Source organism: Hydrogenophaga palleronii NBRC 102513 (assembly GCF_001571225.1).
Taxonomy (GTDB): Bacteria; Pseudomonadota; Gammaproteobacteria; order Burkholderiales; family Burkholderiaceae_C; genus Hydrogenophaga; species Hydrogenophaga palleronii.
Genome location: NZ_BCTJ01000001.1, coordinates 419,508 through 436,805, shown reverse-complemented (window position 1 = coordinate 436,805; position 17,298 = coordinate 419,508). Strand labels below are relative to the sequence as shown.

General features: G+C 62.6%; 14 protein-coding genes. 5 read left to right on the top strand and 9 right to left on the bottom strand.

From position 1 onward, the window contains the following. Positions 1-49: 49 nt before the first annotated feature. Genes HPA01S_RS01980 through lptF form a run of 4 tightly spaced genes read right to left on the bottom strand, consistent with a single transcriptional unit; the run spans position 50 to position 3,603 of the window. Entirely contained in the window at positions 50-994 is a 945-nt protein-coding gene (locus HPA01S_RS01980; protein WP_066265915.1) for a CysB family HTH-type transcriptional regulator, read from the bottom strand. Next, complete coding sequence (locus tag HPA01S_RS01975; RefSeq protein WP_066266209.1) at positions 991-1,356, bottom strand: sirohydrochlorin chelatase; 366 nt, start codon at positions 1,354-1,356, stop codon at positions 991-993. Before HPA01S_RS01975 ends, HPA01S_RS01980 begins: the two co-directional genes overlap by 4 nt. Positions 1,357-1,366: 10 nt before the next feature. Continuing rightward, entirely contained in the window at positions 1,367-2,485 is a 1,119-nt protein-coding gene (lptG, locus tag HPA01S_RS01970) for an LPS export ABC transporter permease LptG (protein WP_066265913.1), read from the bottom strand. Further along, entirely contained in the window at positions 2,482-3,603 is a 1,122-nt protein-coding gene (gene lptF, locus HPA01S_RS01965) for an LPS export ABC transporter permease LptF (RefSeq protein WP_066265910.1), read from the bottom strand. Before lptF ends, lptG begins: the two co-directional genes overlap by 4 nt. Positions 3,604-3,628: 25 nt before the next feature. Here lptF and HPA01S_RS01960 point away from each other — a divergent pair, with 25 nt between their 5' ends. From HPA01S_RS01960 to HPA01S_RS01940, 5 genes are all read left to right on the top strand, one after another. Continuing rightward, a complete protein-coding gene (locus HPA01S_RS01960) occupies positions 3,629-5,137 on the top strand; it encodes a leucyl aminopeptidase (RefSeq protein WP_066265908.1) in 1,509 nt (502 codons plus the stop codon). Positions 5,138-5,165: 28 nt separating this feature from the next. Beyond that, positions 5,166-5,600 carry a DNA polymerase III subunit chi gene (locus HPA01S_RS01955; RefSeq protein ID WP_066265906.1) on the top strand — a complete coding sequence of 145 codons (435 nt, stop codon included), beginning with the start codon at positions 5,166-5,168 and terminating at the stop codon, positions 5,598-5,600. A 211-nt stretch (positions 5,601-5,811) separates the two neighbouring features. Continuing rightward, complete coding sequence (locus HPA01S_RS01950; protein WP_066265905.1) at positions 5,812-6,996, top strand: branched-chain amino acid ABC transporter substrate-binding protein; 1,185 nt, start codon at positions 5,812-5,814, stop codon at positions 6,994-6,996. 197 nt (positions 6,997-7,193) lie between these two features. Further along, positions 7,194-8,444, top strand: a complete 1,251-nt coding sequence (locus tag HPA01S_RS01945) for an MFS transporter (protein WP_066265902.1) — start codon at positions 7,194-7,196, stop codon at positions 8,442-8,444. Positions 8,445-8,774: 330 nt separating this feature from the next. Then, positions 8,775-10,010, top strand: coding sequence for a hypothetical protein (locus HPA01S_RS01940; protein WP_157084863.1), 1,236 nt, complete (start codon positions 8,775-8,777; stop codon positions 10,008-10,010). Between the two features lie 150 nt (positions 10,011-10,160). Here the strand turns inward: HPA01S_RS01940 and HPA01S_RS01935 are convergent, their stop codons facing one another. From HPA01S_RS01935 to HPA01S_RS01915, 5 genes are all read right to left on the bottom strand, one after another. Continuing rightward, on the bottom strand, positions 10,161-11,615 hold the full coding sequence (locus tag HPA01S_RS01935) for an undecaprenyl-phosphate glucose phosphotransferase (RefSeq protein WP_066265898.1): 1,455 nt from the start codon (positions 11,613-11,615) through the stop codon (positions 10,161-10,163). 144 nt (positions 11,616-11,759) lie between these two features. Continuing rightward, a complete protein-coding gene (locus tag HPA01S_RS01930) occupies positions 11,760-12,896 on the bottom strand; it encodes a glycosyltransferase family 4 protein (protein WP_157084862.1) in 1,137 nt (378 codons plus the stop codon). A 117-nt stretch (positions 12,897-13,013) separates the two neighbouring features. Further along, positions 13,014-14,354, bottom strand: a complete 1,341-nt coding sequence (locus tag HPA01S_RS01925) for an oligosaccharide flippase family protein (protein WP_066265893.1) — start codon at positions 14,352-14,354, stop codon at positions 13,014-13,016. Beyond that, entirely contained in the window at positions 14,351-15,850 is a 1,500-nt protein-coding gene (locus tag HPA01S_RS01920) for an O-antigen ligase family protein (RefSeq protein ID WP_066265892.1), read from the bottom strand. Before HPA01S_RS01920 ends, HPA01S_RS01925 begins: the two co-directional genes overlap by 4 nt. A 349-nt stretch (positions 15,851-16,199) precedes the next feature. Next, positions 16,200-17,141: a hypothetical protein gene (locus HPA01S_RS01915; RefSeq protein WP_218005311.1), complete on the bottom strand. Its 942-nt coding sequence runs from the start codon at positions 17,139-17,141 to the stop codon at positions 16,200-16,202. Between the last annotated feature and the right edge of the window lie 157 nt (positions 17,142-17,298).

Below are 17,298 nucleotides of genomic sequence, written 5' to 3'. Positions count from 1 at the left end.
CCCTGGAGGGGGATGCGGCTACACGCACTGAGCAAGCGAGAGGGATGGTTTAAAGCTCATAGTCGTCGGGCGTGCCGCTCATGGCGCGCAGGATCAGGTCGCGCGAGAGACGGTCGCTCAACAGTTCGGCAAAACGCATCACGAAGTGGCGCAGGTAGGTGCCGCGCTTGAACGCGACCCGCGCCAGGTTGTGGCCGAACAGCTGGCCGGCGGGGCGCGAGACGAGGTCGGGCGTCTGGTTGTCGCCCTGCATCGCCATCTCGGCCACGATGCCCACGCCCATGCCCAGCTTCACATAGGTCTTGATGACGTCCGAGTCGATCGCTTCGAGCACGATGTTGGGCTGCAGGTGGCGCAGGGTGAACGCCTGGTCGATGCGGGTGCGGCCGGTGTAGCTCGGGTGGTAGGTGATCAGCGGCACCTGCGCCAGGTCTTCGAGCGTGATGCGTTCGCGTTCGAGCAGCGGGTGGTCGAACGGGAACACCAGCACGTGCTGCCATTCGTAGCAGGGCAGGGTGATGAGCTCGGGGTAGTTCACCAGCGATTCGGTGGCCATGCCGATCTCGGCCACCTCTTCCATCAGCATGCGCGCCACTTGGTCGGGCGAGCCCTGGTGCAGGCTGATCGCCACCTTGGGGTAGGCCTGGCGCAGCGCCGCCACCGGGCCCGGCAGCACGTAACGCGCCTGGGTGTGGGTGGTGGCGATGGACAGGGTGCCGCTGTCCTGCGCCGAATACTGCTCGCCGATGCGTTTGAGGTTGTTGACCTCGCGCAGGATGATGTCGATGCTCTTGAGCACTTGCAGGCCCGGCTCGGTGACGCGTTTGATGCGTTTGCCGTGGCGGGCAAAGATTTCGATGCCGAGTTCGTCCTCAAGCTCGATGATGGCCTTGGACACGCCGGGCTGCGAGGTGTGCAGGGCCTTGGCGGCTTCGGTGAGGTTGAGGTTGCGGCGCACCGCTTCCTGCACGAAACGGAACTGGTGCAAGTTCATGCGGTGGTCTCCAGCGCGATGTGGGCGAGCAGGGCGGTCAGGCGCGGGTCTTCGCCCGCGGTCGGCAATTGTTCAAAAGGCACCTGGGGATGGCTGGCGGCGAGTTCGCGCATCAGCACCGGCAGGTCTTCGCGCGCGTGTTTGCCCATGCCGAAGAACAGCGGCAGCACACGCACCCGCGTGGCACCCCGGCCCACCAGGTCGCGCGCGGCGCTGGCCAGGTCGGGCTCGCAGAGTTCCAGGTAGGCGCAGGACACCAGGGCCGAGGCATCGGCACTGGCGATCTGTCGCGCCACCGACTCGACCGGCAAGCGCCACAAAGGGTCGCGCGAGCCGTGGGCAAACACGATCACTCCGAGCATCTGGTGCACCCTACCTTCGCAGCACCAGCCACCCGAAGGCGCCGAGCGAGACGATGGAGTAGATCAGCGCGGGCGAGGCCGCCGCCAGCCAGGGTTGCCACTGGTTGAGGTTGCCGATGTAGCCGAACACGTTGTTGAGCAGGAAGAAGCTGATGCCGATCATCACGCCGCCGAACACATAGGCCGTGATGCTGCCGGAGCGGAAGTGCAGGTAGGCAAAGGGCAGGGCCAGCACCACCATCACCAGGCAACTGAGCGGGTAGAACACCTTGCGCCAGAACTCGATCTCATAGCGCTGCGCGGTCTGGCCGTTGGCTTCCAGGTGGCTGATGTAGCCGTACAGGTCGGCGGTGCGCATGCGGTCCGGCTTGAGCAGGGCCACCGACACCATCTCGGCATTGATGCCGCTGGGCCAGCGGAAGGTGTCGGGCGCGCTGCGCTGCACACGGCCCGAGGCCAGGCCGGCAGCGTCGAACTCGCGCCGTTGCACCTGGTGCAGCGTCCAGGAGTCGTCGCTCTCGATCTGCCCGGTCTGCGCCTGCAGCGTGGAGACCAGAAAACCTTCATTGTTGAACTCGAAGATGCGCACGTTGCCGAGTTCGCCCTGCGGCGACATCGAGCCCACGTTGACCGAGAAGTTGCTGTAGGGCTGCTTCTCCTTCAACCAGGCCCCGGTCTGGCCCAGGCTGATGTTGCCCTGGTAACGCGCCTTGAGCAGTTGCGCCGTCCTGTCCGACAAGGGGGATAGGTAGTCGCCGATGGCGAAGGTGAGCACCACGAACACCGCACCCAGCCCGAGCATGGTGCGCAGCGCGCGCCAGGGGCCCAGGCCGCTGGTGCGCAGGATGGTGTATTCCGAGCCCTGCGCCAGGCGCGCCAGCACGAACACGGAACCGATCAGCACGGCGATGGGCAGCAGCTCGTAAATGCGGCTGGGCATGAGCAGCGCGACATACAGCAGGGCGTGCGGCACCTCATAGACCAGGGACGGATCGAGTGCCGACGGTTTGCCCAGGGCCGGCAGCTCGTCGACGAAATCGAAGAAGAAGAACAGCGACAGAAAAGCCACCAGCACGAAGGCCACCGCTGCGAACACTTCACCGTAGATGAGTCGGCGAATGGTCTTCATGCGCTGGCTCCCTGGGCGCCATCACGCTGTGCGCGGCGGGCACTCAGCCAGCCCCGCAAGCTCAGGTTGTGGTGGCGCTTGAGCAGCCAGAGCACCGACAGCAGGAACACGCCGCCGTGCAGCGTGATCATGTAGCCGGCCAGGCCGAACAGGCCACTGGCCACCCAGCTCTGGCCCAGGTTGAGCAGGTTGTAATAGAACACGAAGGCGAACAGGGTGAAGAACAGGTTGCCGCCGCGACCGGCGCGCGGGTTGCCGGTGGTGGTGGCCACGGCCAGCAGCACGAAGTTCATGGCGGTCAGCGCCATGCCGACACGCCAGCCCAGCTCGCCCAGGTTGGCGCGGTTCGGGTCCTTGATCAGGTCCCAGCTCGGCCGCGCCTTGAGCGCTTCGCCGCGCTGGCTGATTTCGGACGAGCCGATCTGCGTGCCGTACTCCTCGAACTCGCTCACCTTCAGGCTGCTCTGGTCGGCCGCCGTTTCCAGGCGCTGGCCGTTGCTGAGCATCAGGAACTGCTGCTCGCCAAGCCATTCGACGCGACCCGACCGCGCCGAAGTCACGGTCTCGCTGCCGTCGCTCTCGGTGCTGGAGATGAAGATGTTGCGGCCCTCGGTGCCATCGGCGGTGTCCTTGTCGATGAAGAACACGCGCCGGCCGCTGGAGGATTCCTGGAACTGGCCGGGTGCCACGCGCTCAAGATCGCCGCGGCGCTCGAAGCGGTCGCGCAGGTTGTCGGTCTGCGCATTGGCCCAGGGCCAGACGAAAAACACCATGACCGTGATGACCAGCAGGATAGGCCAGGCGAACCGGAACACCGGCGCCAGAAAGCCCCCGAGCGAGCGGCCGGCGGAAAGCCAGATGATCATCTCGCTGTCGCGGTACATGCGAGAGAGCGTGAACACGATGGCAATGAAGAGCGCGAGCGTGAGGATGGTCGGCATGCGGCCGATCACCGTGTAGCCCAGCACGAGCGCGATCTCCTGCGGGTTCACGCTGCCGCGCGACGCCAGGCCGAGGGTGCGGATCAGCAGCATGGTCAGCACGATGGTGAACAACACCACCAGCGTGCCGCCGAAACTGCGGGCCAGCTCTTTGCGAATGGAAGAATGGAATAACATCGATCGAGAACAGGAAAACACGATTATGAACTTCGAACTCAAATCCCTTTCACCCAGCCAGGCCGCGCAGCTCAACACCGACACCTTGCTGGTGCTGGTGCCCGACACGCAGACCGACAAGGCCGCCAGCGGCGCGCTGCAGGAACTCATCGCCGGCGCTACCCGCCTGGGCGATCTGGAGCAGGGCGTGGGCAAGCTGCTGTCCTGCTACCGCGCGCCGGGTTTCAAGGCCTCGCGGGTGCTGCTGGTGCGTGTGGGCGATGGTTCTGCCGCCTTGGTGCGCAAGGCCCTGACGGCCGGCCTGGCCGCGGTGAAGACCGCGGGCGTGAAGAAGCTCGGCCTGGTGCTCAGCCTGTTTGATGCCAGCAACGACGCGGTGCGCGCCGCGGTGCAGTGCTGCGCCGACGCCACCTATGTCTACACGACCACGAAGCCGTCGGCCAAGGCGCGCGCGCTGCAGCAGGTGGTGGTGGGGGTGTCGCAGGCGGCCGCGGTGCGGGCCGGTTTCGACACCGGCCGCGCGCTCATCACCGGCGTGGAGTTCGCCAAGGAGTGGGCCAACCGCCCGGCCAACCACGCTACACCCACGCACCTGGCCGAGGCCGCGCGCAAGCTGGGCCGGCTGCCCGGCTTGAAGACCGATGTGCTCGGCCCCAAGCAGGTCGAGGCGCTGGGCATGGGTTCGTTCCTGGCGGTGGCCAAAGGCTCGGCCGAGCCGCTGCGTTTCATCGTCTTGCATTACAACGGCGGCCCCAAGGGCAGCGCGCCGGTGGTGCTGGTGGGCAAGGGCATCACCTTCGACACCGGCGGCATCTCCATCAAGCCGGCGGCCGAGATGGACGAAATGAAGTTCGACATGGGCGGCGCTGCCAGCGTGCTGGGCACCTTTGCCGCGCTGGCCGAGCTGCGCCCGGCCATCAACGTGGTCGGCCTGATCCCCAGCTGCGAGAACATGCCCGACGGCCTGGCCGTCAAACCCGGTGACGTGGTCACCAGCATGAGCGGCCAGACCATCGAGATCCTCAACACCGACGCCGAAGGCCGCCTCATCCTGTGTGATGCGCTGACCTACGCCGCGCGCTTCAAGCCGCACAGCGTGATCGACATCGCCACGCTCACCGGGGCCTGCGTGATCGCGCTGGGTGGTGTGCGTTCGGGCCTGTTCTCGACCCGCGACGACCTGGCCCAGGCGCTGCAACAGGCCGGTGAGACGGCGCAAGATCTGTGCTGGCGCCTGCCCCTGGACGACGAGTACGCCGAGGGCCTGAAGTCCAACTTTGCCGACATGGGCAACGTGGCGGGCCGCGCTGGCGGTGCCATCACCGCGGCCAAGTTCCTGCAGAAGTTCACCGCCGAACTACCCTGGGCCCACCTGGACATTGCGGGCACGGCCTGGAAGAGCGGTGCGGCCAAGGGCTCCACCGGGCGCCCAGTGCCGCTGCTGCTGCAGTACCTGATTGACCAGGCCGATGCCCTGGCGGCCGGCGCTGGCAAGGGCGCAAAGGCCCGGACGAAGAAAGCGGCCAAGGTCTGAGGCAGGCCAGCCCGCTTTGCCCCGCACCATGACCGAGGTCGCCTTTCACTTCAATGCGCCCGACAAGCGCAGCTACGCCTGCCGTTTGCTGCGCAAGGCCTATCTGAAGGGCGCGCGCGTGCTGGTGCTGGTGGAGGAGGGTGAGCGTGCCACGCTGGACGCCGCACTCTGGACCACGGTGGTGGGCGAGTTCGTGCCGCACAGCGGGCCGGCCGACCCGCCGCAGGTGCAGGCGCGTTCGCCCATCCACATCGCGGGCCAGCCTTCGGCGCACCACACCGCCAGCGTGCTGGTGAACCTGCGCGCCGAACTGCCGCCCGACTACCAGCGCTTCGCCCGGGTGATCGAGGTCGTCACCGGTGCCGATGCCGACCGGGCTCAGGCGCGCGAACGCTGGAAGGCCTACAAGGCCCAGGGCATCGAGCCGCAGCGCCACGACCTGCAATTGGCGCCCCAGGATTGAGCGTGGCCGCCCGGTCTGGGGCGGCGTGCCCCACCGTGTTGCATACGCCGCACTTATGTGTCATTCGGAGCAATGATGGGCATTCGGGTAAGCCCGCGGTCGGGCCGCCAGGCCTGCCGGAATGCGAAATCCCGGGGATTTTTGGAGTATCTTTGCGCGTGGAGAAAAAAATTCGCTCCGCATTCTTACTTCATCCCTTCCGAGGAAAACCATGCAACTGAACACCAAACTGGCCGTCATCGCGGCGGCTGTCGCTCTTGCCGCATGTGGCAAAAAAGAAGAGGCTGCTCCTGCCGCCGCGCCTGCAGCTGCACCGGCTGCCGCCGCCCAGGTCGTGAAGATCGGTCACGTTGGTCCCACCAGCGGCGCCATCGCCCACTTCGGCAAGGACAATGAAAACGGCGCCAAGATGGCGATCGAAGAACTCAACGCCGCCGGCCTGACCATGGGCGGCGCGCCCGTGACCTTCGAGCTGCTGGCCGAAGACGATGCTGCCGATCCCAAGCAAGGCACCGCTGCTGCCACCAAGCTGGTGGACGCCAAGGTGGCCGGCGTGATCGGTCACCTGAACTCGGGCACGACCATCCCCGCTTCGCAGATCTACAACGACGCGGGTATCCCGCAGATCTCGCCCTCCGCGACCAACCCCAAGTACACCCGCCAGGGTTACACCGGTGCGTTCCGCGTGGTGGCCGACGACGTGCACCTGGGTGGCACGCTGGGCAAGTACGCCGTTGAAACCCTCAAGGCCGCAAACGTGGCCGTGATCGACGACCGCACCGCCTACGGCCAGGGCGTGGCCGACGAGTTCGAAAAGGGCGTGATCGCCGCCGGCGGCAAGGTGGTGGGCCGTGAGTTCACCAACGACAAGGCGACCGACTTCAACGCCATCCTGACCACCCTGAAGGCCAAGAAGCCCGACGTGGTGTTCTTCGGTGGCATGGACGCCGTGGCCGGCCCGATGCTCAAGCAGATGAAGCAGCTCGGCATCAATGCCAAGCTGATGGGCGGCGACGGCATCTGCACCAGCGAACTGCCCAAGCTGGCCGGCGACGGCATGGCCGACGACCAGGTCTTCTGCGCGGAAGCCGGTGGCGTGGAAGGCGAGGAAAAGGTCGGCATGGACAAGTTCCGCACCGACTTCAAGGCCAAGTTCAACGCCGACGTGCAGGTGTATGCCCCTTACGTGTACGACGCCGTCAAGGTCATGGCCAACGCCATGGTCGCTGCCGGCTCGGCCGATCCCAAGGTCTACCTGCCCGCACTGAAGGCCACGAACTACAAGGGCGTGACCGGCAACATCGCCTTTGACGAAAAGGGCGACATCAAGAACGGCGCCCTGACGCTGATGACCTACAAGGGCGGCCAACGCACGACCCTGGCCGTGATCCGCTGATCCAGCGCTCCCGGTTCCCCTGAAAAGCCACCTTCGGGTGGCTTTTCTTATTCACGCGGTGGCTGCGGGGTGCTCCTGCGTGCGTGGCGAGCAGGCGAAGCGGCGAGTGCGCAGCGCTGTCGGGCGTTCATCACGGCGACCACAACGCAATGTCCCCGCGCGCCGCAAGCCATGTTGCATTGCAGCAAAATTGCGCCATGCACACCGTCGCCACCGAACCCAGCAACACCGCCGTCACCGCCACAGACGCATTCGATCCCTCGTTCCGTTCTACCGTGTGGTCGCTCGGTGTGGGTGGTTTCGCCATCGGGACCGGGGAGTTCGTGATCATGGGCCTGCTGCCCGAGGTCGCCGCCGATCTGGGCGTGAGCATCCCCCAGGCCGGGCACGTCATCAGCGCCTACGCGCTCGGTGTGGTGGTCGGGGCGCCCTTGCTGGCGGTCGTCACCGCGCACTGGCCGCGGCGTTTGTTGCTGGTGGCGCTGATGGCCTTGTTCGCGCTCGGCACGCTGGCCAGTGCAGCCGCGCCGGGTTATCTGAGCCTGAACCTGCTGCGTTTCGCCGCCGGCATGCCACACGGCACCTACTTCGGGGTCGCGTCGCTGGTGGTGGCGTCGCTCGCACCGCCCGGGCGGCGTGCACACGCCGTGGCCATGATGATGCTGGGGCTGACCGGGGCCACACTGTTCGGCGTGCCCGCCGCAGCCTGGCTCGGACAACACCTCGGGTGGCGCAGTGCGTTTGTGCTGGTGGGTGTGATTGCGCTGCTGGCCTGTGTGCTGGTGCACCGCGCGCTGCCGCGTCTGCCCGCGGCCGAGGGCGCCAGTCCGCTGCGTGAACTGGGCGCACTGACCAACCCGCAGGTCTGGCTCACCCTGGGCACTGGTGCGGTGGGTTTCGGCGGCATGTTCGCCGTCTTCAGCTACATCAAGCCCACGCTCACCGAGGTCTCAGGTCTGTCGCTGGGGGCGGTGCCGCTGGTGCTGGCACTGTTCGGCGTGGGCATGATCCTGGGCAACCTGGTCGGAGCGCGCCTGGCCGACAAGGCCTTGCTGCCCACCATCGGCGGCACCCTGGTGTGGTCGATGGTGGTGCTCCTGCTGATGCTGGTGACCGCGCCGCATGCCATCGCGGTGTCGTTCAATGTGTTGCTGGTCGGCACCGTCGTTGCCTTGGCGCCGGCACTGCAGATCCGGCTGATGGACGTGGCGGGCGAGGCGCAGGCACTGGCCGCTGCCTTGAACCACTCGGCCTTCAACATGGCCAACGCCCTCGGCGCCTGGCTCGGCGGCGCGGCCATCACCGCCGGCATGGGATGGACGTCCACCGGCTGGGTCGGGGCCTTGTTGGCGGCGGGGGGGCTGGTGGTGTTTGGTGCGTCGATCTGGCAGCAGCAGCGGCGCAGCGCCCGGCCGGTCGCGGTGCTGCCGACAGCACGACGCGTTTGACCCCAGCATTTCCATTTCGACCATGGTGTTTGGTTGCGACGGTTCGACCGGGCTTGAGGGTCACCTTGACGCAGGGTGATGGCGTCAGATGGGCACTGTTATTGGGTTGTAGGTGCTTCAAGGCTGAGTTCGGAGGCGGGTTGCTGGCGCGCTCAAGGCGCTCCGCTGCTACCCTATAGGCTTCGTGCCTCAGTCACACCCCCTTTCAGCAGCGTTTAGGATGGCGTTCGATGCCTTTCTGGCGCGCATGCGCAGCAGCGATTTGCAGTCGATCGCATGACAGGCATAGAAGACGTCGGTCGAATTCAGCGAGAAACTTTCGAGAAACCCATGACCACTCCTTCAAATAAACACACTGTTTCGTCACGTCAACTGGCACGCTTGCCGCTGGCTGTGTCGCTGTTGATCATGGCGGTTGCTTGTGGTGGCGGGGGCGGCGGCACTGCTGCCACGCCTGACCATGTGGCTGAGGTGCCGGCTCCTGCACCAGGTCCGGCTCCTGCTCCAGGCCCGGCTCCTGCTCCGCAAACGCCACCGACGCTGGGTGAGCCGCGCACCTCGGCGCGCATGTTCTTCTCGGGGCACAGCCTCACGGACAATCCACTGCCAGAGTACGTCACCGCCATTGCACAAAGTTTGCGCGCAACCGCCTGGTGGAACCAGCAGAACATCGTTGGCTCGCCGATCGCCGCCCGAACGCGCGGCAACGACTCAAGCGGCACGGCCTTTCCCGGCTACCGCGAGGGCAAGAACCGTGTTGGATCGGGCATGGATGTCGTGAGTGAATTGCGCAATCCGCAAACCATCGGTGGTCAGCGCTACGACACCTTGATCATCACCGAGCGCCACGACATCGTTAACACGATCGTCTGGGAGAACACGATCGGCTATACCCGCCACTTTCACGATCGTCTGATCGAGGGCAACCCGCTGGCGAGCACCTATCTCTACCATTCCTGGCTGGGTATGCCCGACAAGAACGCCCCCAGAAACTGGGTGAACTTCGAGCGTGCTGTGGCACCCGCGTGGCAATGTGTTGCCGCGCGTGTCAACGAGTCCCTGGCGCTGGTCGGTCGTCGTGATCGTGTGGTGTACCTGCCCGCCGGCCTTGCGCTGGCCAGCCTGGTCGAGCAGGCCACACAGGGCTCGGGGGTCGCAGGCGTGACCGGCGCCAGCGTGCGTGAAACAGTCGACCGGCTTTTCTCGGACGACGTGCACCTCACGTCTCTGGGAGTTTACTACATGGCACTGGTCAACTACGCATCGGTGTACCGGCAGTCGCCTGTGGGGGCGTGGGTACCGTCGGGCGTGACTGCAACGCAAGCGCGGTCGTTGCAAGACGCGGCCTGGCAAGCGGTGACAGCCCATTTCACCACCTACAGCGAGCCAGACAACGCACAGTGCCGTGCGGTCATGCGCGACTCCGTGTGCCCAGCGTTCTACAACTTCACGAATAGGTCCGACCTGGTTGGCACTTGCCCAAATACCTTCTCTGGTACGGCGCAAAACAATCCGTTTTACTTCAACGCATCAACCGACAGCAGCAGGTGGCTTCCCGCCCCTTGAAGCGGGCTCTTCCGTGCAGCAGCAAAGGCTGCGCCAAAGCGGGATCACGCGTATTGGAATTGCTGGGCCTGTCGTAGCAGCTATTCAAGTCGCAGCGGGTCGGGCGGCGCCTGAGCCGGGCACGCCCGTTTGTCGAAAAAGCCCGCGAACTCAGTAAGCGTTTTTCCCCGTGAGTGCGCCGACGGTGCGGACCAGGATCGTCAGATCGAGCCACAGCGACCAGTTGTTGATGTACTCGATGTCGGCCTCGATGCGCTGCTCCATGCTTTCGATCTCGCTGGTTTCACCGCGCAGGCCGCGCACTTGTGCCAGCCCCGTGATCCCTGGCTTGATGTTGTGGCGTGCGAAATAGGCGTCGATCCGGCGCGAATATACCTCGTCATGTTGCACGGCGTGCGGGCGGGGGCCCACCAGCGACATCTCACCCTTGATGACGTTGAACACCTGGGGCAGTTCGTCCAGGCTGGTCCGCCGCAGGAAGGCCCCCACTCGGGTCACGCGTGGATCGTTCCGGGTGGCCTGCTGCACAACCGCCTCAGGCTGGTGCACGAACATGCTGCGGAACTTCCAGATGTGGAAGACCTTGCCGCTCCAGCCTTTGCGTGCCTGGCGAAAGAACACCGGGCCAGGGCTGTCCAGCTTGATGGCGATCGCAATGATCAACAACAGCGGTGAAATGAGCAGCAGGATCAGGGTGCCCAGCACAAAGTCTTCGATCGCCTTGAACAGCAAACGGGTACCTGTCAGCGGCGTTTCCGACAGTGTCAGCACCGGCAGGCCCGCGATCTCGCGAACGCTGTGGTTGACCAGCAGGACCGAAAAGATATCAGGCACCCAATGAACCGCCACGTGGCGGTCCAGCAGTTGGAAGTAGGTGTCCTCAATCAGGGACGACTTGCCCAGCGGAATCGCAAAGTAAACCGTGCGCAGATCGTGACGGTCGATGATGGAGAGCATTTCATCAACCGGGCCGATGACGTTGGCCTCGTGAAGAGACGCAAAGTCCGACGTTTCGTAGAGCGGGGCGCTGGTTTCCGAGGTGTAGGAGTCGTCGTCCGCGGACAGCTCCAGGCAGCCCACCACTTTCTGGTTGAGCCACGGATTGCCCGATATCTTGTTTTGCAGGTAGCGTGCGAGTTTTCCCGTGCCGACGATCAGCACGTTTTCGACCGGTACGGCATGGCGCATGACGCGGGTCTGAACCTCGCGAGAGAGGTACTGAAGCAGCAACTGCAACAGGTAGCCGCCCACATACAGCTGTCCCAATAGCAAACGGGAAAAGGTGTCGGTCTGCTTGGTCACAAAGCCCACCACGAGCAGCAGACCGTACGCCAGCGACCAGGCTTTGAACAGCGTCAAGGCCTTGCGTGCGAAGCTGCTGTTGCTGCGGTACACCCCGAACTGGTCGTAGGCGAAGATCATGCCGATGGCCAGCAGGAGCAGCATCACGGAATACTCGGCCGTCAGTCCGCCGATCTCCTGCCGGATCAACAACAGCAACGCCAGCCCCATGACTGCCGCCAGATCGAGCACGGCCTGTACTGCTGTGGAAATGCTGCCGCGACGTTTGAGGATGGACCTGAGGGGTCTCTTGGGAAGAGCCATGTTGCGGAGTATAGGTGTGCGGGGGGGTGTGCAATCTGTGGTTGCGACGGGAAAAGCATGCAGCCGCACATTGAATGTGCTGATGTTCACGATTCACGCCGGTAAGGCTGTGAGCCTCGGGTGGCGAGCCAATCGGGCTGGAAATCAGGGCGTCTTGGCCGTCTGATAGATGCCCAACATGGCTTCGGCGACACGCTTGGGATTGTGCACGTCGCTCACGTAGCGGAATCCTTCTTCCGCCAGTTGGTCTCGCAGGTCTGCATCCACCAGCAGGCGTTCAACTTGCCGAGCGAGTTCTGCAACATCTCCTGGCGGCGCAGAGAGCCCATTGCGCTCGTGCTGGACCACTTCACCAACGCCCCCCGCTGCGAACGCCACCACTGGGCAGCGTTGCGCCATCGCCTCCAGGGCCACGTAGGGCTGGTTCTCCCAGCGCGAGGTCACCAGGGTCACGGTGCGCCGGGCTCGCAGTGCTCGGATCTGATCTGGCGTTTGTTGACCCAGGAACTGGATGCGGTTGCGGACGCCCTCGTCAAAATGTGCCTGAACGTAAGGCGCGAACTTGAGGATCTGTCCATCGGCATCGGGTATTCCGACGTCTGGTCCGGCAAACGTCAAGCGCAAGTCTGGGTGGCGCTTTGCCAGCAGCGCAAAGGTTTGCAGCAGCCAGTCAGCACCTTTGACGAGATCAAGTCGCCCGACGAAAAGCAGCTCGTTGACCGCTGTCTTGGTGCTGTGCCCCGATGGCTCGGTCTCAGGCACCACATACGGATTGGGGATGGTCTGGGCCACGGCGGGATGGAGTGCATAGCGGGCAAGGGTTTCATCCAGCGTGCACCGGGACGGAGCGGTGATGATTCTGGTCTTTTTCAGGGCCGCCCCCTCGCGCTCGATCTTGTGATCCACCGAATCATCGGCGCCGACAAGCCGTCCCTGAACCAGGAATGTAGGACCGTGCAAGCGGACCACGACCGGAAAAGCATTAAGCGCCTGCAGATCACGAGACCAGCCAAAGGACTCTTCAATCTCGAACACATCGATCGGCTTGCGCGCATGAATGCTGGCGGCGGCTTTGGCGATGCTACGACCGTAGGCGTACACCGCCCGGTCAGGCGTTCTCGACAGCCGTTCCGCCAGCCGGTCCCAAAGACTTCCAAAGCGCTCGTCCTCGACCTTGTGCACATTCGCGTCGCAGGCCTCGGGATTCACCTCACCACACAGGATCGACACCTCGTGGCCCATGAGTTCGAGCTCCCGCTTCATGATGTCGATGTATGTCACGATGCCGCTTGCCCGGGCGGACAGCGGCCAACCGGACACAAAATAAGCTATATGCAAGCTGAGCCTCTCGAATCGTTGCAACTGACCAGTTCCTGATACATCGCGTGCGCCTCGACCTCAGGATGCGCGAAGGGCGGCAAGTAGTTCACCACCGACCCATGCAGAAAGTGCCCCGACGGCGACAAGGCCCAACGTGTACAGCAGGCGGACGCCTTCATAGCGCCAGATCACCATGCCGCGTGCAGACAAGGTGCGCAAATAGTAGGCAAGGGTAGGGGCCATCTCCAGCATCATGGCGGCGAGGAAGCCTGGCAGGCCGAAGTAGTGTGAGCCGAGCAACACCGCCGGAACCAACCAGAGCAAGCGGATGACGTTGCCCGCCAGTTGTACACGCAACATTCCACTGGCCACCAGCAGATCTTCCGCTGTCGATGAAAACACGTGGATCACCGATCGCATCGCAAACAACTGCACCATGAGGCCGGCTTGGGCGTATCGCGAGTCGTACAGCACATGGACCACAAAGGCGCCGGCGCCGCACAACAGCGCGGGCACAGCCAAGACCAGCGCATGCAGTTTCCAACTCTGCGTGTAGTATTTTTCGACGAAAGTCGATTCGTCATCTCGGAAATTCTCGGCACAACGGGGATAGAGCATGTTTCGGCTCAAGCGCGTGATCAGTGCGTCGACGGGTGTCAGGATATTGACCGCCAATCCATAAAGACCCATCAGTTGCAGGTCGAATAGCTTCAAGAACAATAGCTTGTCGAACTGGCTCACTACCAGGGTGATCATGCTGGAGGGCATGACGTAGCGTGCGAAATGGAATTGTTCGCGCAACGCTTCGCGATGAAACCGGAATTGTGCGCGGCTGTCGGTATAAAGTACGTAGCTGGCGGTGGTCATCAACAGCTGATTGAGCAGGGTGCCGTACAGAATGCCGAAATAGTCGCGGCTGAAATAACTCCAGATGATGGAAAAACAAGTCGACAGCACTAGGCAGCCGAGCTCGATGTAGTGCATCTTCTGTGTCTGACGCCGCCGAATTGACAGCGGAATTGACATGGACTCGAGGCCCATGAGAACAAAGGAGATGGAAAAAATCCGCAATACCAGCGTGAGATCGGGTTGACCATACCATTCGGCCAGATAGGGGGCGAGCAGAAACATCAAGCCGGCATTGAACAGGCTGCGTACAAATCGAACCGACCACCACGTGTGGAAGAATTGGGGCTCGTCGCCCTTGGCGTGGCGAATGGTCAGGCCGACAATGCCCACATCCGACACCATTTCCACGATGAAGGCGATGGAAGCCACGATCGTCATCAGTCCGAATGCTTCCGGATAGAGCAAACGGGTCAGGATGACGCTGCTGAACAGTCGAACCACCGCCACCCCGGCTGAGGTCGCCGCCGCGGTGAAGAGTTCTCCCTTGAAATTGACCAGGTGTTTGATCAAGCGTTGCTCTGACTATTGTTGTTAGACGGTTGGAGCCTGGCATATGCCAAACCCAGCGCCGACAGGATCCATGCCATCTGTGCGAGTCCGGTGCCGAAACTGCCAGTGGCCATGAAAAAGTAGGTGCCCAAGAGCAATGCCACCAGGCAAGCCCCCAGGCTGGAGAACGCCGGGTCCGTTTTGCGAAACAAGGCCGTCGTGCTCCAGGTTCGGAAAAGGCTGATCAGGAAATAGCCGCAAAACAGAGACAGCCCGACGAGACCATGAAATACGGCAACGGTGGCGTACACATTCACAAGATCGATGATGCCTTGCCCTTGACGCAGATGTTCCAGGTACTCAAGGGCACGGGGCGTGCCAAAAACGGGATATTGCATAACCAGATCCCAAGAAGCCTCGGCCAAGCGCTGGCGGTAGGTGACGTTCTCCGTGTCGATTGTCCCGATGAATGGGAGGCTGGCAACAATTCGACCACCCAGTGGCAATGCCAGAATTACAGAGCCGCCAATGGTGGCCAGAATTCCCATTTTTATTGCTTGAATCATTCCGCGAGGCAGCAAAAATACAAAAACAAATGGGATCAATACCGCAGTGAGCCATGGCGCCCGGGAATATGCAGCAATCAGGCCAACCCAGAACCAGATGCTTCCTGCGATCAGCTGAAATTTCGAGACTTTGAGGTACCTTGCCAAATAGAGCCACACGCCAAAGGCGATGGCCGTCATGTAACCCAGTACCAAGGCGTGACCAGTGGACGCTTGGGCGCGCAGCGAATTGCCGCGCATGAGAAAGGCAAAATCCATCGGGATACCCCAGTTTCTCACCACGTTCTCGTACATGAGCCAGCCCCTCAGCGACTCGAACATCGCAATAGGTGCCGCCACCGCCATGATCAGGGCGCAGGTGCCAAGAATTTCCCGGATTTTCTGTTCCGAGGATGCTCCTCGGCTGAATGCGTAGACCAACAGGATGCTGTCCAGAAAGACGAGAAGAAGGCGTCTGAACGTATTTGTGAGACTCTCCAAGGGGATTAATTGGATGATCTGCAGCGCACTGAAGCAGAAAATCAGGAAGTACGGGAGTCCAAGCCCAGGTTGCCGAAGTTTTTCAGTCTGCCGCGTGTGCATCAATTTCCAGGCATACGGCAGCAAAACCGTCAGCGTTAGCAGTCGGTAGTTGTTGAAGTCAATGAGGTATCCAGCCCCTACCAGCGGGATATACACGCTGACGGGGGGAATGATGTGCAGCAAGAGCACATAAAGAGCCAATGGGTTGGAGTCTCGTTGCCCCAGCCACACCAGTATTGGTGCCGCAATCAAGCAGAAAAGCAAGAAGCTGGGGCTGAGGAAGGCCAGGATCGTCAATCCAAACCAAGCGTTGCGTCGCAGTCGAAAATCTTCCTGGGACATCACCTGCAGCCAGAACCGCTTGCCAACAATGAAGGCAAGTGAACCCAGTGTCAGAACGATGGCGAGCGTCTTGAGGTCTTGAATCATGGCTGCGCCGCACCGGTTTCGAGGGTTTCCTGGCGAGTGAGTGGCCGTCGGCACGGCGTTGCCCATCCGATGTCACCGCGTGGCGCTGGACCCGCCGTTGGCACAATGGCCGACAGCGGGAGCCTACTGCGGGTTTTGAATACCCTGGATGGGACGGGAATGTGTTGGAGCAGCTTCAAAAAAATGCGTGTCTGCAGCAACAGGGGCACGTCCGCGTGGTTGAAAGTCGGTGTTGCCCGGGATGGTAGCAGCGCAAAACCAGTGAGTCTCGGGGATGATTCACGCCAAAGCAGCACAACCTGCTCCAACGTGAATTTCTCGACGACTGCGGCTGCGTGTGCTCCGGGTTTCAGTCCACCTGACGGACGCCTGTCTTGGGATAGCGCGTTACCACCTCCCACACGGTTTCCTGCATCGCTCGTGCTGTCTCCGGCTCCGGCGCTGTTGCCTCACTGCCATCCGCGCGTTTGAGGCGGTGCGGCAAACCGGCGGGGCTTCGGTGGTAGAGAACAGCGTAGTGGGTCAATGCGACAAGGTAGTTGCCCAGGTCGTTGAGGTGGATGTTGTCCTGCGTGCCATCGGCGTTGCGCGCAAAAAGATCCTGTCGCGTACTCATACCGGGTAGTTTTCCCGGCCCCTCGATGCGGCGCACCCACTGTGCCATCACCTGACCGGCAGGAATGACGTAGATCGGGCCCCCCGTGTCATTGTGGGCAAGGCTTTTGGCCAGCAACTCACCCTCCCAATAAAGCGGCAAATCTTCGTCGAGGCGCTCCAGCCATCCCTTCGGGTCGTTCAGCTGGTGCCACGTCTCATACAGATACACGCGAATTGCGGGCTTGGCTGCGCGCGCTTCCCGCGCCCAGCGGCGCAGGTACTCGGGACTGTCAAAATGCCGAATGGCGTCCTTGATCTCCACCATTTCGGTCAGCACCAATGCATCGAACTTCCCACCCCTGACCGCAGACATGGCGTCCATGTATCTGGGATGGTCGTTTTCTTGCTCGAAGCCATTGATACTTTCGCCTGGCTCCCAATGCGAGCGCAGTGTGACGCCCCAGCCTAGTTGAGAACGATGGCCATGACCCTCGCCGGCCAGCTGTTCCAGCATGGCGGGCATGTCGCGATTCACCAGGCTGTGGCCGATGTGGTAGACGGACAGAGGTGTGGTGGGTGGCGGCATTGGCACCGTGTAAAGACTTGCCAGTGCAACCGAATCCAGGCCCTTCTGCCAGCCGCAGGCCGCCAGGCTCCATAAAACGAGGCAAGTCAGCGATTTCTTGGCATTCATGGGCTTATCATAATGAAGAGGTTTGTATCGTTGTTTTACATCTTCTGACAATTGAGGTCGCTAAGAACGGCCGCTCCCATCTTTCCGCAACAAGGGTGTTGAAGGCGGTAAGGTGTCGATAAGCTTTAAGAGGGGGAGATTCGTGTTGACTTTCCGA